This window comes from Ruegeria sp. A5, assembly GCF_056543005.1.
On sequence record NZ_JBQGAV010000015.1, the window covers coordinates 16,627 to 32,038 of the forward strand.

General features: G+C 54.7%; 12 protein-coding genes. 11 read left to right on the plus strand and 1 reads right to left on the minus strand.

All coding sequences use genetic code 11. The features are described from left to right. The first annotated feature begins 8 nt into the window (after positions 1-8). The 3 genes from ACR0AY_RS20710 to ACR0AY_RS20720 are packed head-to-tail and all read left to right on the plus strand — an operon-like array spanning position 9 to position 3,450. Entirely contained in the window at positions 9-1,157 is a 1,149-nt protein-coding gene (locus ACR0AY_RS20710) for a glycosyltransferase family 4 protein (RefSeq protein WP_480454541.1), read from the plus strand. 29 nt (positions 1,158-1,186) lie between these two features. Continuing rightward, positions 1,187-2,299: a glycosyltransferase gene (locus tag ACR0AY_RS20715; protein WP_170516184.1), complete on the plus strand. Its 1,113-nt coding sequence runs from the start codon at positions 1,187-1,189 to the stop codon at positions 2,297-2,299. Positions 2,300-2,322: 23 nt separating this feature from the next. Then, complete coding sequence (locus tag ACR0AY_RS20720; protein WP_170516182.1) at positions 2,323-3,450, plus strand: glycosyltransferase family 4 protein; 1,128 nt, start codon at positions 2,323-2,325, stop codon at positions 3,448-3,450. Positions 3,451-3,530: 80 nt separating this feature from the next. Here ACR0AY_RS20720 and ACR0AY_RS20725 read toward each other — a convergent pair whose 3' ends face one another. Next, complete coding sequence (locus ACR0AY_RS20725) at positions 3,531-5,963, minus strand: LamG-like jellyroll fold domain-containing protein (protein ID WP_170516180.1); 2,433 nt, start codon at positions 5,961-5,963, stop codon at positions 3,531-3,533. 825 nt (positions 5,964-6,788) lie between these two features. On the opposite strand from ACR0AY_RS20725, the gene ACR0AY_RS20730 reads away from it, so the two are divergent. From ACR0AY_RS20730 to ACR0AY_RS20765, 8 genes are all read left to right on the plus strand, one after another. Next, positions 6,789-7,835, plus strand: a complete 1,047-nt coding sequence (locus ACR0AY_RS20730) for an NAD-dependent epimerase/dehydratase family protein (RefSeq protein ID WP_170516178.1) — start codon at positions 6,789-6,791, stop codon at positions 7,833-7,835. A 3-nt stretch (positions 7,836-7,838) separates the two neighbouring features. After that, positions 7,839-9,077 (plus strand): class I SAM-dependent methyltransferase, encoded by a 1,239-nt coding sequence (locus tag ACR0AY_RS20735; protein ID WP_170516176.1) that lies wholly within the window; start codon positions 7,839-7,841, stop codon positions 9,075-9,077. Then, on the plus strand, positions 9,074-10,252 hold the full coding sequence (locus tag ACR0AY_RS20740) for a class I SAM-dependent methyltransferase (RefSeq protein ID WP_170516174.1): 1,179 nt from the start codon (positions 9,074-9,076) through the stop codon (positions 10,250-10,252). Before ACR0AY_RS20735 ends, ACR0AY_RS20740 begins: the two co-directional genes overlap by 4 nt. Positions 10,253-10,279: 27 nt before the next feature. Then, entirely contained in the window at positions 10,280-11,548 is a 1,269-nt protein-coding gene (locus tag ACR0AY_RS20745) for a methyltransferase domain-containing protein (RefSeq protein ID WP_480454542.1), read from the plus strand. A 32-nt stretch (positions 11,549-11,580) separates the two neighbouring features. Next, positions 11,581-12,360 carry a sugar phosphate nucleotidyltransferase gene (locus tag ACR0AY_RS20750; protein WP_170516170.1) on the plus strand — a complete coding sequence of 260 codons (780 nt, stop codon included), beginning with the start codon at positions 11,581-11,583 and terminating at the stop codon, positions 12,358-12,360. 2 nt (positions 12,361-12,362) lie between these two features. Beyond that, the gene (locus tag ACR0AY_RS20755) at positions 12,363-13,007 is read left to right on the plus strand and encodes a PIG-L deacetylase family protein (protein ID WP_170516147.1); all 645 of its coding nucleotides are present in this window, start codon (positions 12,363-12,365) and stop codon (positions 13,005-13,007) included. Positions 13,008-13,182: 175 nt separating this feature from the next. Next, complete coding sequence (locus tag ACR0AY_RS20760; RefSeq protein WP_480454543.1) at positions 13,183-14,001, plus strand: methyltransferase domain-containing protein; 819 nt, start codon at positions 13,183-13,185, stop codon at positions 13,999-14,001. Positions 14,002-14,604: 603 nt separating this feature from the next. Then, on the plus strand, positions 14,605-15,412 hold an 808-nt coding region (locus ACR0AY_RS20765), incomplete at its 3' end, for an Ig-like domain-containing protein (RefSeq protein ID WP_480454544.1).

Consider the following 15,412-nt stretch of genomic DNA (forward strand, 5'->3'; position numbering starts at 1 on the left):
TGAGCAAAATGTCAGCTTCGGCAATCGCTCCCAATGTCGCCTACTTTGCCAATCAGTTCGCAGACCAAAAAGGTCACGGTCTGGCGCGCTATGCGCGCGAACTATTTGATTCATTGCGCGAACTGAACGGCCCGAATGTCATTCCCGTTGCCGGTTGGAGCTCGCTCGCCCCGGACGCGCTGGAACGGCGCATGGCAGAAACAGGGTTGCGTCTGACCGGGCTGGGGCGTCGCGGTACATCGTTGATGTGGACCTTTCTGGATTGGCCAACGATCGAGGCACGCCTCAACGCACCGGTCGATGTCGTTCACGCGGTATCGCTGGGTTATCCCGTTGCCACGCGAAAACCCTATGTCGTCACAATTCACGACCTGGGTCCGCTGACCCATCCCGAATTTTTTCGCAATACGAGGCCCTGGGTCATGCAGCGGAGCCTGGACCAGGCCGTTCACAAGGCAGATGTCATCGTATGCGTGTCCGAGACGACGGCCAATGAGGTTCGCGAATATGTTGGGCCCGCGATCGAAGGCCGGCTGCGCGTGGTGCTTGAAGGTGTGTCCGAGCGGTTTTTTGAACCCGCCGACATGACCGTCGTGCAACAGCTTTCAGCCTTGCCCGACAATACGCCTTTTATCTTGTCTGCGGGCCAAATCAGCCCGCGCAAGAACATTCAGGGGCTTTTCAAGGCGTTTGCGCGGTCTATGAATGACATTCCCCATCACCTTGTTCTGGTCGGGGGTCTCGGCTGGGATAGCAAGGATCTGCAACAGGAACTGTCGGTGCCGGGGTTGAAAGAGCGTGTTCACCTAGCGGGTTTTGTTTCCGATGACGAGCTTCGGGCGCTTTATCAGTCGGCGGATTTGTACGTGCATCCTTCACTCTACGAGGGGTTTGGCCTTCCGGTATTGGAGGCGATGGCAAGCGGAACACCCGTTCTTGCATCGAACCTGAGCTCCCTGCCCGAGGTGGCGGGAAACGCGGGATGCCTGACGGACACGGCCAACCCCGAGGCTTTTGCCGCTGATCTGGTGAAAATTTGCTCGTCCGAGGCCGTTCGGGATCGCATGAAAGCGGATGGGCTTGCCCATTCAAGGCGCTACCGCTGGGCGGATTGCGCAGGGGCCATGAAGCAAATCTATTCGGATTTGGCTTCCTGATCCGCTCTGGTGCCACAGGGATTCCTGATATGACCGTCGATGTTCAGTTCCTGTCCTTTCGCCCGATGCTCGGGTATGGCACGACCGAGATGCGCTGTGTACAACCGGCGCGCTTTCTGAATGCCGCAGGTCTGACGGCGCAGGCCGACTACCTTTTGGCTGCACCGACAACGCAATGTCGCGTGCTGATCCTTCATCGGGTCCGATACGATTCGCTGACTGAAAAGATAATGTCCCTGGCACGCAGCCGTGGAGCGGTGGTTGTCTTTGATATTGACGATTTTGTAACCGAAAATCCGGGTGATGAAGTATTTTCCCGTTCAATCGAGCGAACCATGCGCCTTGCGGATGTGGTCACGGTATCCACCAGCTTTTTGCGTGATCGGGTGGCGAGTTTTCATCAGGACTGCAGAATTTTACGCAACAAGCTTTCTCAGGATCTGCTCAGACTCGGGGCTGACGCCGCGTCCAATGTGACCCAAGCGGATCGCTACACCACGATTGGTTATTTCAGCGGCTCGGCGCATCACGACGCGGATTTCGCGATGATTGCTCCTCAGCTTCTCAGGCTGATGCACGCCAACCCGGACGTGCGGCTTGTCGTCGGCGGCAAATTGCAAGTTGACCCGGGCTTTCATACGCTGGGTGATCGGTTTCGTATTGAGCCGTTTCGTCCTTATGAGGAATTTATCGGCCTTTTGGGCGGGATCGACATCAATCTTGCACCGCTTGATACAACTTCGGATTTCGCCAATGCCCGCAGTGAATTGAAATTCATCGAAGCGTCGGCCTTTGGTGTCCCGACAGTTGCCTCGCCATCGCCAGCATTCTCAGAGGCAATAACGGACACCAAAACGGGATTTCTCTGCAACCGGGATGATTGGTTCGACCTGTTGTCCCGGCTGGTCAGCGACACGGCGTTGAGATACTCGGTGGGCGAAGCCAGCCGGATGGAAGTAACCGAAAAATACGGTCCCGAAGCTGGCAAGCATGAATGGATGGATCTGTTTGCCTCTCTGACGTCTGATCGTCGTCCCGAAAATCAGGCCTGGCATTCAAACTTCTATCTGTGGGCCGACGTTGCCGGGCGCGCAAAACTTCGGACTATTCGGCAACGTCTAAAGTCGATTTATGGAAATTAAGTGATAATTCAGGGCACGTTGGAATGAGAATCTTAATCTCGGCGAATACATCGTTCAATCTGGTCAATTTTCGGATGGGCCTGATCCGGAAGCTGATCGAAGACGGGCATGAGGTCATCCTGTTGGCCCCTTTCGATGAATATTCTTCGGAATTGAAGGCAACCGGGTGTCAATTGCTTGATTTCAGGATGGACCGGCGCGGAACCTCGCCTCCGCGGGAACTGGCCACCCTTGTTTCTGCCTATTGCCATCTAAAGCGGGCCCGCCCGGACGTCGTTCTCAGCTATACGATCAAGAACAATGTCTACCTTGGGCTTGCTGCCCGCGCGCTTGGACTCCCGCTTATCCCGAATATAACCGGACTCGGTTCTGTGTTTTCCAATAATTCCGTTCTGAGCAGGATAATCCGGAAACTCTATAAGGTTGCCTTTCGAACGTCGCCGGTGGTTTTCTTTCAGAACATGGAAGACCGTGAACAGTTTCTTGCAGCCAAAGTGGTATCCGGCGAACGCACTGCGGTGTTGCCGGGGTCCGGTGTTGATCTTACGCGCTTTGAATACCAGCCTGTTTCGGGGTTGGCGGATGCGCCGGTCTTCCTGATGGTGGCCCGCTTGCTTTGGGACAAGGGGATCGGAGAGTATGTCCAAGCCGCCCGTATCGTGCGAAAGGTAACTCCGAACGCTGTGTTCCGCATTATCGGAGGAGCCGAGGCCCCGAATGCAGCCGTGGTTCCTGAGGAAAAGGTTCAGCAATGGGTCGAGGAAGGGGTAATCGACTATGTGGGCCCGGTTCGGGACGTAATCCCCTATTTTCATGCGGCCGATTGCATTGTTCTTCCCAGCTACTATCGCGAGGGAACTCCACGGGCATTGTTGGAAGGCGCAGCATGCGGGCGTCCGCTCATTACAACAGACACACCCGGATGCAGGAACGTTGTGGTGGATGGGGACAGCGGCTTTCTGGTTCATCCCAGGGACACCGAGGATCTGTCTAAAGCCATGCTGGCTATTGCGCGAACGACACCGGAAGGTCGCAGAAAAATGGGTGCAGCCGGGCGTGCCCTGGTCGAGGCGAAATACGATGAGAGATTTGTGATACAAGCCTATCAGGATACGTTAAAAATTCTGACTTTGCGCGGGAAAGGCCGGTAACGGGGCAGGTCTTCGGTTACGTCTGCCGCCTGAAGAAGCAGGTAGTGTGCTGGCGGCCCGAAGCCGCCAGCACTTTTTTCTTAGAACAAGAAAACGTCGTCAATTTGTTGTGGTGTCAGGTCCGAATCAAAGACGTAAACATCCGAGATCGTTCCGTCGAACACATCCCTGAACCCTGCTTGTCCGGCCTCGCTGGCCCAGCCGTTGGCACCAATCTGAAGGAACTCGTCGCTGCTGCTCCAGTCCATGTCCAGATTGCCTTCGGCGACAAGTTTGTCGTTGAGCCAAACACTGACTTTTCCATCGCCAAAGCTTGCCGTGACCTCATAGTCCTTGTTGGCCTGGATGTTATTGATCACAAAGTTCTGCTCATCACCATCCTGCTGGAAACGGATTTTGAGCTTTCCGTTTTCGATGTAGCTGGTGAAGTGTCCGTTTTCCGCATCCATTCCTGACGCGTCCCTTGAGACAAGACCCTTGCGGCCACTTACCGTATCGGCGTTGAACGTGAACGAAATCGTTGCGCTGTCCGTTTGCAGGTTGTCAGAGGGCTGCACTTCGACAACGGAAGTATTCCTGCCGTTGAATTCGGTGTCGCCAGACAGTCCAAACAGTATGCTCCCCAGCTCACCGAGATCGACCTCCGGCTCGGGTGTCGGCGCAGGTTCGGGTTTAGGAGTTGCGTCGGGTGCGGGTACTGGTTCCGGTTCGGGAAGGGATCCAGAGGAATCGCCAGGTGCGCCGGGAACGGTTCCAAAGCCCTCGGTCACGGTCACATCCGAGATCGTGCCGTCGAAGACATTGCTGAACCCGGCTTTTCCGGAACCGCTGGCCCAGCCGTTGGCCCCAACTTGCAGGTACTCGTTGTTCCCTGCCCAGCTCATATCCGACGCGGCCTCTCCCACAAGATTGCCGTTAACCCAAAGCGCGACTTTTCCGTCGCCGAAAGAGGCTTTGACGTCATAGTCTTTATTTGCGGATATATTGTTGACGACAAAAGTCTTGTCACCTGAATCCGACTGGAACCGGACCTTCAGTCTGGCACCATCCAGATAGGCGGTGAAGTGACCGTCGCCGTCGTCATAGCCAGAGGCATCCTTGGATACGAGGCCCTGGTTACCCTTCACCTCGTCTGCATTGAAGGTGAACGCGATGGTTGCGCTGTCTACTTTGGTGTTCGCCGCAGGGGCAACCTGAATGACGGAGCCCTTGGACCCATCAAATTCCCGGTCCCCGTTGATTTCGAACAGAAGGCTGCCTGGTTCTGCAGGTGTCGGAGCGGGCTCAGGACTGGGCTCGGGAGCCGGCTCGGGAGCGGGCTCGGGAGCCGGTTCGGGTGCTGGGGTCGGATCAGGCGCTGATCCACCGCCAAGATCAAGCTGGTTGGTGGCACCTGCTTCAAAGCCCCACAGTTCGTCGGCAGATTTGTTCTGCCTCGGTGCTGTGGTGTAGTCACCTCCGATATCCTGATTGTCACCGGACAGACGATGCCAGCCACTTGGCGCATTGATGTTCATGATGCGCGCGTCGGTGCCAACATTCTGGAAAGTCAAATTCGACCAGTTGATGTCATATCCGTCCTTAACAAGGAATGCGTAACCGATGTCCTCGAATGTCATGCCGGTCACGGTAATTCCATTCGGGATATACTTGTCGGCATTCCCGGCGTTTACTTGGCCGGTATAGTCCTTGTGGGACGTCACGAATGCGCTGGTTGTTCCGCCGACATAGCCACCTTCGATCCGGATGTTGCTGTTGATATTCGTGCGGCTTAGATCGCTGGTCTCGTAGATGAACGTCTTGATGTCCATCGCATGGGTATTGCCGTAGAAAACCGAGTCCTTAACCAGGCCATCCTTGAAGCCGCCAGTGGTATCGATACCGTCGCGCGTGTTCTCTTCGAACAGGCTTTCTATTACCTTCGGACGGAGAATGTTGCCCGAGATTGTCTTGATGCCGTCGCCAACCGAGTTTTCGAAATGGCTGCGGTAGAACAGGGCGTCGGCCACATCGCCACCAAGAGAAACCTGCGAGCGTGCGCCGTCAAAGTGCGTTTCCTGTACAACCAGATTGTCGCTGTCGTGGACATTCAGAAACTGGCCGATATTGCCAGAGAACGAACTGTTTTTGATCGTTACGTCATCGACACCCAGAATGCCGATTGCCCGCGCAGGATCAAAGTGTTCGCCGCGCACGGGATTGAGGCCCTCGAAAGCTTTGGTCGGAGCACCGCTTGCGGTGATCGTGATGTTGTTCAGAGTGCCACCGTCGCCCATCAGGATCATCGGGCGATCTGTGGACGATGTGTTTTGCATATCAAAGCCGCCGCCATTCCGGGCGGCAAGCGTGAAGAAATCCGGCAGTTGTATCTGCGCTCCGGCGTTCAGGTCGTACTTGTGGTCAAGTACCAATGTATCGCCGGTCTTGAACGTGCTATCGACCAGCGAAGCAAGCTGGCTCGTGACATTCTGACCAGCTTTCCAGCCAAAGTCGGAGGAATAGTAGACAGTCATAAGTGTTCCTTTCGCTGGCGACTCCCCAAAGTCGCGTTGCGAGCGTTGAGTGGTAGTTAGGGAAACTGGTGCTCGACCTCATCCCTTGTTCTTCAGTGAGCTGCGAATTTCACAAGTGCAGCTAGGTACCGCTTACTTTCCAAAATCAGGTTAGCCATCGAATAGGGCAACTCAAAGGCAAGATCTGCGCCCTTAGAAGGCAGGATTATGACTGTTCGAAGGTGTGTCGTGGCACAACAGGAATTAGGGTTATGACAGCTATCGAGCAGAAAGTTGCCACTTGGACATATATAACAGGTGAAATTTCGCGGATGACGCCGAGGACGTGTTCCCGGGGTTAAGATATTTGTGGCATTTCGAAGACAGAAATGGCCGTGAAGGGCGGTATTGGCGTGGACAGGCATCCGAGAATCGAAAGAAACAGTTGTACATGCAACTTTGTCTTTTCCGACTCGGGGTGACCTATACCGGATCGCCCGAATCAGCTTGGGGGTCGCCTAGGCACGACGCTCATTCTTAGTCTTGGGTTTTCGACGGCAGGGGACGTGGAATCGCCCTTGCTCCAAAAGTTCGAGCCCCCGGTTGCAGCGAAGTCCTGATGCAAGAATAAGAGTGTTTCAAACTCAACCCCGCGGCCAATGTGATGAACCCCATGGCCGAGGCACTGCTTGCCGCTGTTCCTGTCGGGCTCTGATAGGAGAAGTGCTGCGGACCCATGCCCGCAAACAGGGTTGATTGTGCCGAAGCAGCAGCCTCGCCACCTATTGTCTCGGAAGATAAAGAGTGCAACTATACGCGCAGGATTCTAGTTCAAGGGTTTTAGGTTTGGACGTACTCGTTACTGGTCACGACGGCTATATTGGAGCCGTGCTTGTTGGGTTTTTGAAGGAAAGAGGGCACAAAGTTACAGGTCTAGACACGTTCTTCTTTGAGGATTGCGAGCTCTCGGACGCGCCCCCACCAGACAGGATAATTCGGAAAGACATCAGAAACGTCACGGCGGCGGATTTCAGTGGAATTGACGCCGTCGTTCATCTGGCGGGCTTGTCCAATGATCCGATGGGTGACATTAACCCGGCCTGCACTTACGATATCAATGCCGATGCAACATCGATCCTTGGGCTTGCCGCCAAGGAAGCAGGGGTGTCCAGATTTGTGTTTGCATCTTCTTGCTCGATTTACGGGGCGGCGAGCCCAGAAGACGTTCTTGATGAAAGCGCTGAATTCAACCCTGTGACGCCATATGGTGAATCCAAGGTCCGAAGCGAGGCGATCCTCTCCCAGCTTGCGAGCCGTGATTTTTCTCCGGTCTATCTGCGCAATGCGACGGCTTACGGTGCATCGCCGAAACTCAGGGCGGACTTAATGGTCAATAGTTTGGTCGGCTATGCCCATCTGAATGGCGAAGTTCTGATCAAAAGCGATGGAACGCCATGGCGTCCGCTGGTCCACGTCGAGGACATCTGCCGGGCCGTCGTCGCGGCCCTCGAAGCACCGACCGAGACAGTTCATGACACACCCTTCAATATTGGCCGGTCGTCAGAAAACTATCAGGTCAAGGATGTCGCCGAGTTCGTGGCACAGATCGTGCCGGACAGTCGCATCGTCTACGAACCCGGTGGTGGGCCGGACACGCGGTGTTACCGCGTCGACTTCTCCAAGGCGGAAAACGATCTGCCTGGCTTCGAGCCCGTTTGGACGGTGCCGGCGGGGATCGAGGAGCTCTTGCGCTCGTACCGTGAAAGCGACCTGAAACTAAACGACTTCGAGGGGGACAAGTTCATCCGCCTCAAGTCTCTGAAAGGTCATCTTGCGGAGGGTGCGTTGGATGGAGAGCTTTTCTGGAGCAAGCCCCGTTCACAGGCAATTTGACAGATGAACACGGTTGCCGGGAGCGGAGGGGTTGCAGGGAAATCCTCCGTTTGCCCGTCGTGCGGCGAAGCCGAGAGAATCGACGCCCTGTTCCGTTTCGAAAACATTCCTGTCCAAAGTACGGTTTTGGTGCGGGATGCGGAAACAGCGGGTTCTTTCCCGTCCGGAAATATGGTGCTGCATTGGTGCCCGGCTTGTGGCCTTGCCTTCAACGCAGAGTTTGATCCGGACCTTGTCTCATACGGCGAGGGATATGAGGATTCGCAAGGTCATTCGCAGACCTTTGCCGCCTTTGTAGAGGGCGTAGCCCAGGATTGGGTGGACCGGTATGATCTTGCCGGTCGCCATATTCTTGAGATTGGCTGCGGTGGGGGCGATTTCCTGCAACTCATCTGTTCGAAATCCGGTGGTCGAGGGACGGGTTACGATCCGGCCTTCCGACCGAGCCGGGCGGACGGGCTTGCCGACAAGATCGATATCCGTCCGGAGTATTTCGCGCCGGAGCACGGTGCGGTTGATGCTGACTTTATCGTGTGCAGGCATACGCTCGAACATATCGGCGAAATCTCAAGGTTTCTCCGGATGGTGAGAAATGCCTGTTCCGGCGGGTCGGTTCGGCTTGGGTTCGAAGTACCCGATCTGCAGCGCATCCTGGAAGAAGGGGCTTTCTGGGACATTTACTATGAACACGCGTCGTATTTCACCGTAGCGTCCTTGTCCGCCGCGTTCTCTTTGGCTGGTTTCAGTGTTCTGAAAGTCGAGCAGGTTTATCAGAACCAATACCTGCTGCTTGACGCCGCCCCGGCCGAGGGTACCCCGGGTCCGCCGACGCGCGACGCAGAAAGCGACGCCAAGACGGCCAAGCTGATCGCGCAATTCACCACAGAGGTCACCGGCAGGATAGCCTCGTGGAAAGATCTCTTTGAAACCTGGCAAAAAACCGGAAAGCGCATCGCCCTTTGGGGGTCCGGTTCCAAAGCCGTTGGATTTTTGACAGCCCTTGGAGTGCCACAGAACGTTGTCTGTGTCGTCGACATAAACCCAAGTCGGCGCGGGGCCTACATGCCGGGATGTACTATGCCGATTGTTAGCCCGGCCGACTTATCCGAGTTCTCACCTGATATAGTGATTGTAATGAACCCGATTTATCGAAACGAAATTGCCGCCGACCTGCTTCGCCTTGGTCTTGAACCAGAGATATGTACTGTCAACGACAGGTCTTTCGAAAAGGTTCTGACATGATCTCTGTTCCACCTTGTCCTGTGTGCACCGGTACATCCGGCGAAGTTTTCTTTGAACTTGAGAGCCAGCCTGTCCTGATCGGTGTCCTTTGGGAGGACGCCGCGTCTGCAAGGGGATGCAGGAAGGGAGATATCTCTCTTGCCTTTTGTCCTGATTGTGGATTTGTCTGGAACATCCGCTTTGATCCAAAATTGCTGGACTACGATCAGAAGTATGACAATTCCCTGCACTTCTCGCCAACCTTTCAGACCTATTCCCAAACGCTTGTCGAGCGGCTGATAGAGACCTATTCGCTGAACCGGAAAACCGTCGTCGATATCGGCTGCGGCAAGGGTGATTTTCTGAGTATGCTATGTGCGGAGGGAGAGAACCGCGGATACGGTTTTGATCCGTCATTCGACGGTGACAGACCCAACTCCCCGGGATACGACCGGATCACCTGGAGCAACGATTACTATTCCGAGAAACACGCTGAGCTTCAGGCCGACCTGCTGGCGTCGCGTTTTGTTTTCGAACATATTCCCGAGCCGAAGGCTTTCCTGGACATGATCCACCGGTCGATCTCGGACCCTTCGCGCACCACGATCTATTTTGAGGTTCCCAATCTTGATCTGATTGTTCGTCAGGGATCGACCTGGGATATCATCTACGAGCATTGTTCATATTTTTCTCCGGCCTCGCTTGCCCGTGTTTTCACCGAATGCGGGTTTGACGTTTTGCGGGTCGAGCAACCTTATGAACGCCAGTTCCTGTCCATAGAGGCCCGCGCCAGACCCACCGGTATCAGCAGCGCCCGGACTGATCTGGACCTCGTGGCGCTGCGGTCTCAGGTGCGCGATTTCGCGCTTGGCCAAAAGGATCGGCGCGACAAATGGTCTGAGCAATTGGAGTTGTGGAAAAAAGAGGGCAAGTCAGTTGCGATCTGGGGCGGCGGCGCAAAGGCTGTGGGTTTCCTGAATATGATGCAGGATCACGATTTGATTCGACAGGTCGTCGACATCAACCCGTTCAAGCAGGGCAAGTATCTGTCGGGCACAGGGCAACAAATTGTGTCTGCCGAAGACATTGTTGACGACCCGCCAGATACGATCATACTGATGAATCGCATCTACCGTAGCGAAGTTGAAATGTCGCTTGCGCGATTGGGCATCGCTCCTGTACTAATTGAGGCGTGATTATTTGTTTCAGATATAGTGGTTTTCATGAGTGATCCTATTGGTTCGTTTCCTTGCCGTTTTTGCGGAACTCAGCTTGAACATACCCTTGTCGATTTGGGTATGTCGCCGCTTTGTGAGAGCTTTGTAGAGGCCGGCGATTATTCCAAGATGGAGCCGGTCTATCCGCTTCATGCATTCGTGTGCCACGAGTGTTTTCTTGCGCAGGTGGACGAGTTTGTTCCAGCCGAACATATTTTTACCGAGTACGCGTATTTCTCTTCATTCGCAGACAGTTGGGTGGAACATGCCCGGACTTACTGCCTGGATATGCAAAATCGCTTTGGGTTGAACGCAAAAAGCCAGGTTGTGGAAGTGGCCAGCAATGACGGCTATCTCCTACAGCATTTCGTGAAGATGGGCGTTCCATGCTACGGCATCGAGCCCGCCTCGAATGTTGCAAAGGTCGCCATAGAAAGGGGCGTACCGACGGAGGTCGAATTTTTCGGCACCGAAACGGCAAGGCGATTTGCTGAACAGGGGCGCGATGCCGATCTCATTCTTGGCAAGAACGTTTTGGCACAGGTGCCCGACCTGAACGATTTTGTCGCAGGATTGAAGATCATGATGCGTCCGGGTGCGGTCATGACCATTGAGTTCCCTCATCTATTGGCGACAATGGAGGGAAATCAATTCGATCAGGTCTATCATGAACACTACTGTTATTTTTCCTTGTTGGCTGCAAAGCGCATTTTCGCCCATCACGGAATAACGCTTTTCGACGTCGAAGAGGTACCCACCCACGGCGGGTCGCTGCGCATCTTCGGATGCCACGTTGAAGACGATAGCAAGCCCGTAACAAATCGCCTGCGCGATTTCGAACGGCGTGAATTGGCGGCGGGTATGGACCGGATTGAAACGTATGCCGCTTTCTCTGAACAGGTGCGCGAAACAAAGCGCGCTGCGCTTGAGTTTCTCATTGATGCCAACCGCGCGGGAAAGCAGGTGGTGGCCTATGGTGCTCCGGGAAAGGGGAACACGTTCCTGAACTATTGCGGGATCAAACCGGACATGATCGCGTATACCGTCGATCGCAATCCCTACAAACACGGAAGGTTTCTACCAGGTTCGCGCATCCCGATTTTCCCGACGGAAAAGATATCAGAGACGAAGCCTGACGTTATCGTCATTTTGCCGTGGAACTTTTCCGAGGAAATTTCGCAGCAACTTTCTTACACTGCGGATTGGGGCGCCAAAATCGTTCGTTTCGTGCCCAAGGTCGAAACGCTGAGCCTGGAAACACCCGAGTGCGTCTAGCCCTGAGCAGTTGATATGAACGGAGACGGCAAATGAAGGTGGTTTTATTCTGCGGTGGCCAGGGCACCCGGCTGAGAGATTATTCAGACCAGATTCCGAAGCCACTTGTCCCGGTCGGTGGTCGCCCAATTTTGTGGCACATCATGCGCTATTACGCCGCCTTTGGGCACACGGATTTTATCCTGTGCCTTGGCTACAAGGGCGAGACCATCAAGAAATTCTTCCTCGACTATGATGAATGTCTTACGAACGATTTCGTTCTGGAGCAGAGCGGCAAGAAGGTCGAGATGCTCGGGAACGATATCAGCGACTGGCGCATCACCTTCGTGGACACGGGTCAGAACACGAATATCGGTGGACGGCTTCTTAGGGTGCGTGAGCATCTGGAGGGCGAGGAAATGTTCCTTGCCAATTACGCGGATACGCTGACGAACATGGATTTGAACACCATGATCGAGGGTTTTTCGAAAACCGATGCCGTTGCCGGGTTCAGCTGCGTGAAGCCACCTTATTCGTTCCATCTTGTATCGTTCGGTGAAGAAGGTCTGATCTCGAGAATTTCTGATGTCAAAGACTCGGGAATGTGGATGAATGGCGGCTACTTCGTATTGCGCCCAGAGATTTTCGACAAACTCCATGAAGGCGAAGAACTTGTCATCGAAGGGTTCGAGCGTCTGGTCAAGGAGCAAAGGCTTTTTGCCCATCAACATCAGGGGTTCTGGACCTGTATGGACACATTCAAGGAAAAGCAGGCGCTTGACGACAAGGTGGCCGCCGGTGACACGCCCTGGCAGGTTTGGAGCGCCGACTAGACATGCAGGGTGTCCGGTTTAGTAATCTCAAAACCATTCTCTGCATTGGTGCGCATAGTGACGATATTGAAATCGGAGCGGGCGCAACGGTGCTGAAGCTCATTCGTGAGAATCCGGATGCCCAAGTGGTCTGGGTTGTATGTTCGGCAAGCGGAGCTCGAAGAGAGGAAGCGACCAAAAGCGCAGGCAGGTTTCTGGAAGGCGCGGGCAAACCTGACATTCGGGTCGAACAGTTTCAGGACGGCCATTTTCCGGGCCAGATCAGTGAGCTCAAGACTTTACTCGAAGATCTGAAGCCGCTGAACCCCGATCTGATACTCACGCATTATGGTCAAGATTTGCATCAGGATCATCGCGCGGTTTCTCAGGCGACGTGGAATACGTTTCGTAACAACGCTATTCTGGAATATGAAATTCCGAAATGGGATGGAGATCTCGGCGCTCCGAATTTTTTTGTACCTGCGACCGTTTCCGACACGGATCGGAAGATCGAAAATCTCATGTCATGTTTCAGGTCGCAGGTCGGCAAACATTGGTTTGACGATTTGACATTCAGGGGTTTGATGCGCCTGCGCGGGCTTGAGTGCAATGCCCCGGAACATTTGGCTGAGGGATTCTACGCCAGAAAACTGAGTATGGCATTCTAGGTTTGGAATCCCGATTTCTTGAGATTGGCGACCATCCGCTTGTCGTTCGAATCTCTTGATCCGGGCACCGAACCTGGCTCAACGCGGCCTGGTTTAATACGCAATTTGAAGGTGCCATTGAAAGGGAGTAAGTGCAGTGCAGACGAAGAGCCTTCGAAAGCGCATATCTGACTACATGAACCGCGGGGCGTTAGAAATTGCGGGATGGAACGTTTCGGAATCCGGAGCTTTGCGAAAAGGGTGCTGGGATGGGGTAGATACGCTCCAGGAAGCTCTTGAGCAGACCAATGTTCAGATTGGCCGCATCGCGGATGTGAAACCGACCGATCGCCTTCTTGACGCAGGATGTGGGCTTGGTTCCACCTGCATTTATTTCTCCAGGGAATTCGGCTGCAAAGCAGTAGGAGTTACCATTGAGGAGCGCGAGTGCTCGACAGCGCGGGTCGCTGCCAAAGAAGCCGCGCTTCAAGATCAGGTGCAATTTGAAGTAATGGACTTTACGGATATGGATTTCGAAGACGAATCCTTCGATGTCATTCTCGCGATCGAAAGCGTTACCTGGCTTGATGATAAGCGCGATTTTTTGCGCGAAGCCTACCGCCTTCTCAAGCCCGGCGGGCGTCTGATAGTGGCAGATCACTTTCACATGAAAGATAATCCAGGCAGGCTGGAAAAGCGCATCCTGGATCAGTGGGGCCGGGGTTACAGCGGCTTCAAACTGACGACGATTGAACGCTTCAAGGCGGCAATGGCGGATGTTGGTTTTGGCTCGATCGGGATCGAGGACTGGACGCAGAAGATTCTGCCGTCGTCACGCATCCTTGCTCGTCACGGCTTTATCTGGGGCGTTCCCGATTTCCTTCTCGGCAAGATATTCCGCTTCAAGGGATCGCGCAGGCGTAGGTTTACCTTTGCTTCGGCAAGAGCGGAGTTTCTGGCGCTCCGCTTCGGCGCAGGTGGCTACTATGTTGTGGCAGCCCGCCGGGCTTCATAGGGCAGGCCTCAAAGGTGCCATAATTTTGCCACATTTTGGGTCCCGCCCGCCGGGTCAATGCAGCGCGGACCTATGCCGCTTAAGAAGCGAATTCGAATGCGTTTGTCGCATCCTCGCGAAGGGTGTGAAAACACATGGCCTCGGAAAGCGTCCCGAGGGGGATGGTCTTCATCGGTGTGGTTCTCCTTTGTCACCTAAAACAGCTTCTAAGAGTATCCTAAGTGCCTTTGCCATCGCCTAATTTTGAAGAAAAGCACTTAAAAACAACCATCTGAGGTGGCGCACGAATCGCCTTGGAAGCGCATCAAGCCAAGGGGATTAGAAGGCCCGCCGCCCGCCCTTTCCGCTGCAAACCCTTAATCCTGAAGTATAGCGAGCCTGTTACTTTCCAGTTCCGCAAAAGCCGAAAGACTATCGTTGCTCAATTGTGATCAATTGACAGATTATCGTAGCATCGTTGGAGCAATTGATGAAATTCTCGCGAGGAGAAAGCCACACCTTGGCAAGGTGCGTAAGACCTTGTAGGGTTAACGGCGATTTTGTGGCGAATTTTTGCTGCGGTTTGTTAACTAGGAAACTGTTTTACAGTTCGTGGGGGGCTATGTGACCTTTCAGTCGGACGATTTTGCGTCGGGTATGCTTGACCCCAATGTGTGGACATTTACGGCACCTTCCGGTGCGACGGTAGCGTCGGGTGTGTCCGGGTCCGAGGCCTTTGTTCGGCTGGAAACGCCTGCGGGCGATTTCAACCCTTATGATACCAACAACGGCGCGCGGCTGATGCAATCGGCTGCGGATGAGGATTTTCAGCTGGCGGCGCGCTGGCTGACCTCGCCGACCGAACAGTATCAGGGGCAGGGCTTTCTGGTTGAGCAGGATGCCGGCAACTGGATCCGGTTCGACATCTACTCCAACGGCTCGGCGCTGTACGCCTATGGTGGTGTTACCACCAATGGCGATACGCGCACGAAGTTCAACGTTTCTCTGGGCACGACGCCGATGCCGTATATGCGGCTGACGCGGGAGGATGACAGGTGGACGTTCGAGCTGTCTGAGGACGGCACGAACTGGACGGTGTCGCGCAGCTTCACCGCCGCGATCACGGTGAGCGCCGTGGGCCTGATGTCGAACAGCAGCGGCGGCGCGCCGGGATATGTGGCCGAGGCGGACTATTTCGAGAGCACCGCGGATCCGATTGTGGCCGAGGATGGGAACATCAGCGGCAACACGGCGCCGGTTGCCGTGGACGACAGTGCTGAGACCGATGCGGATACCGCGGTTGTGCTGAATGTTCTGGCCAATGACAGCGATGCCAATGGCGACACGCTGACGGTCACGGCGACAAGCACGCCGTCCAACGGCACGGTGGTGATCAACGGCGACAACACGGTCACCTATACGCCGAACGCGG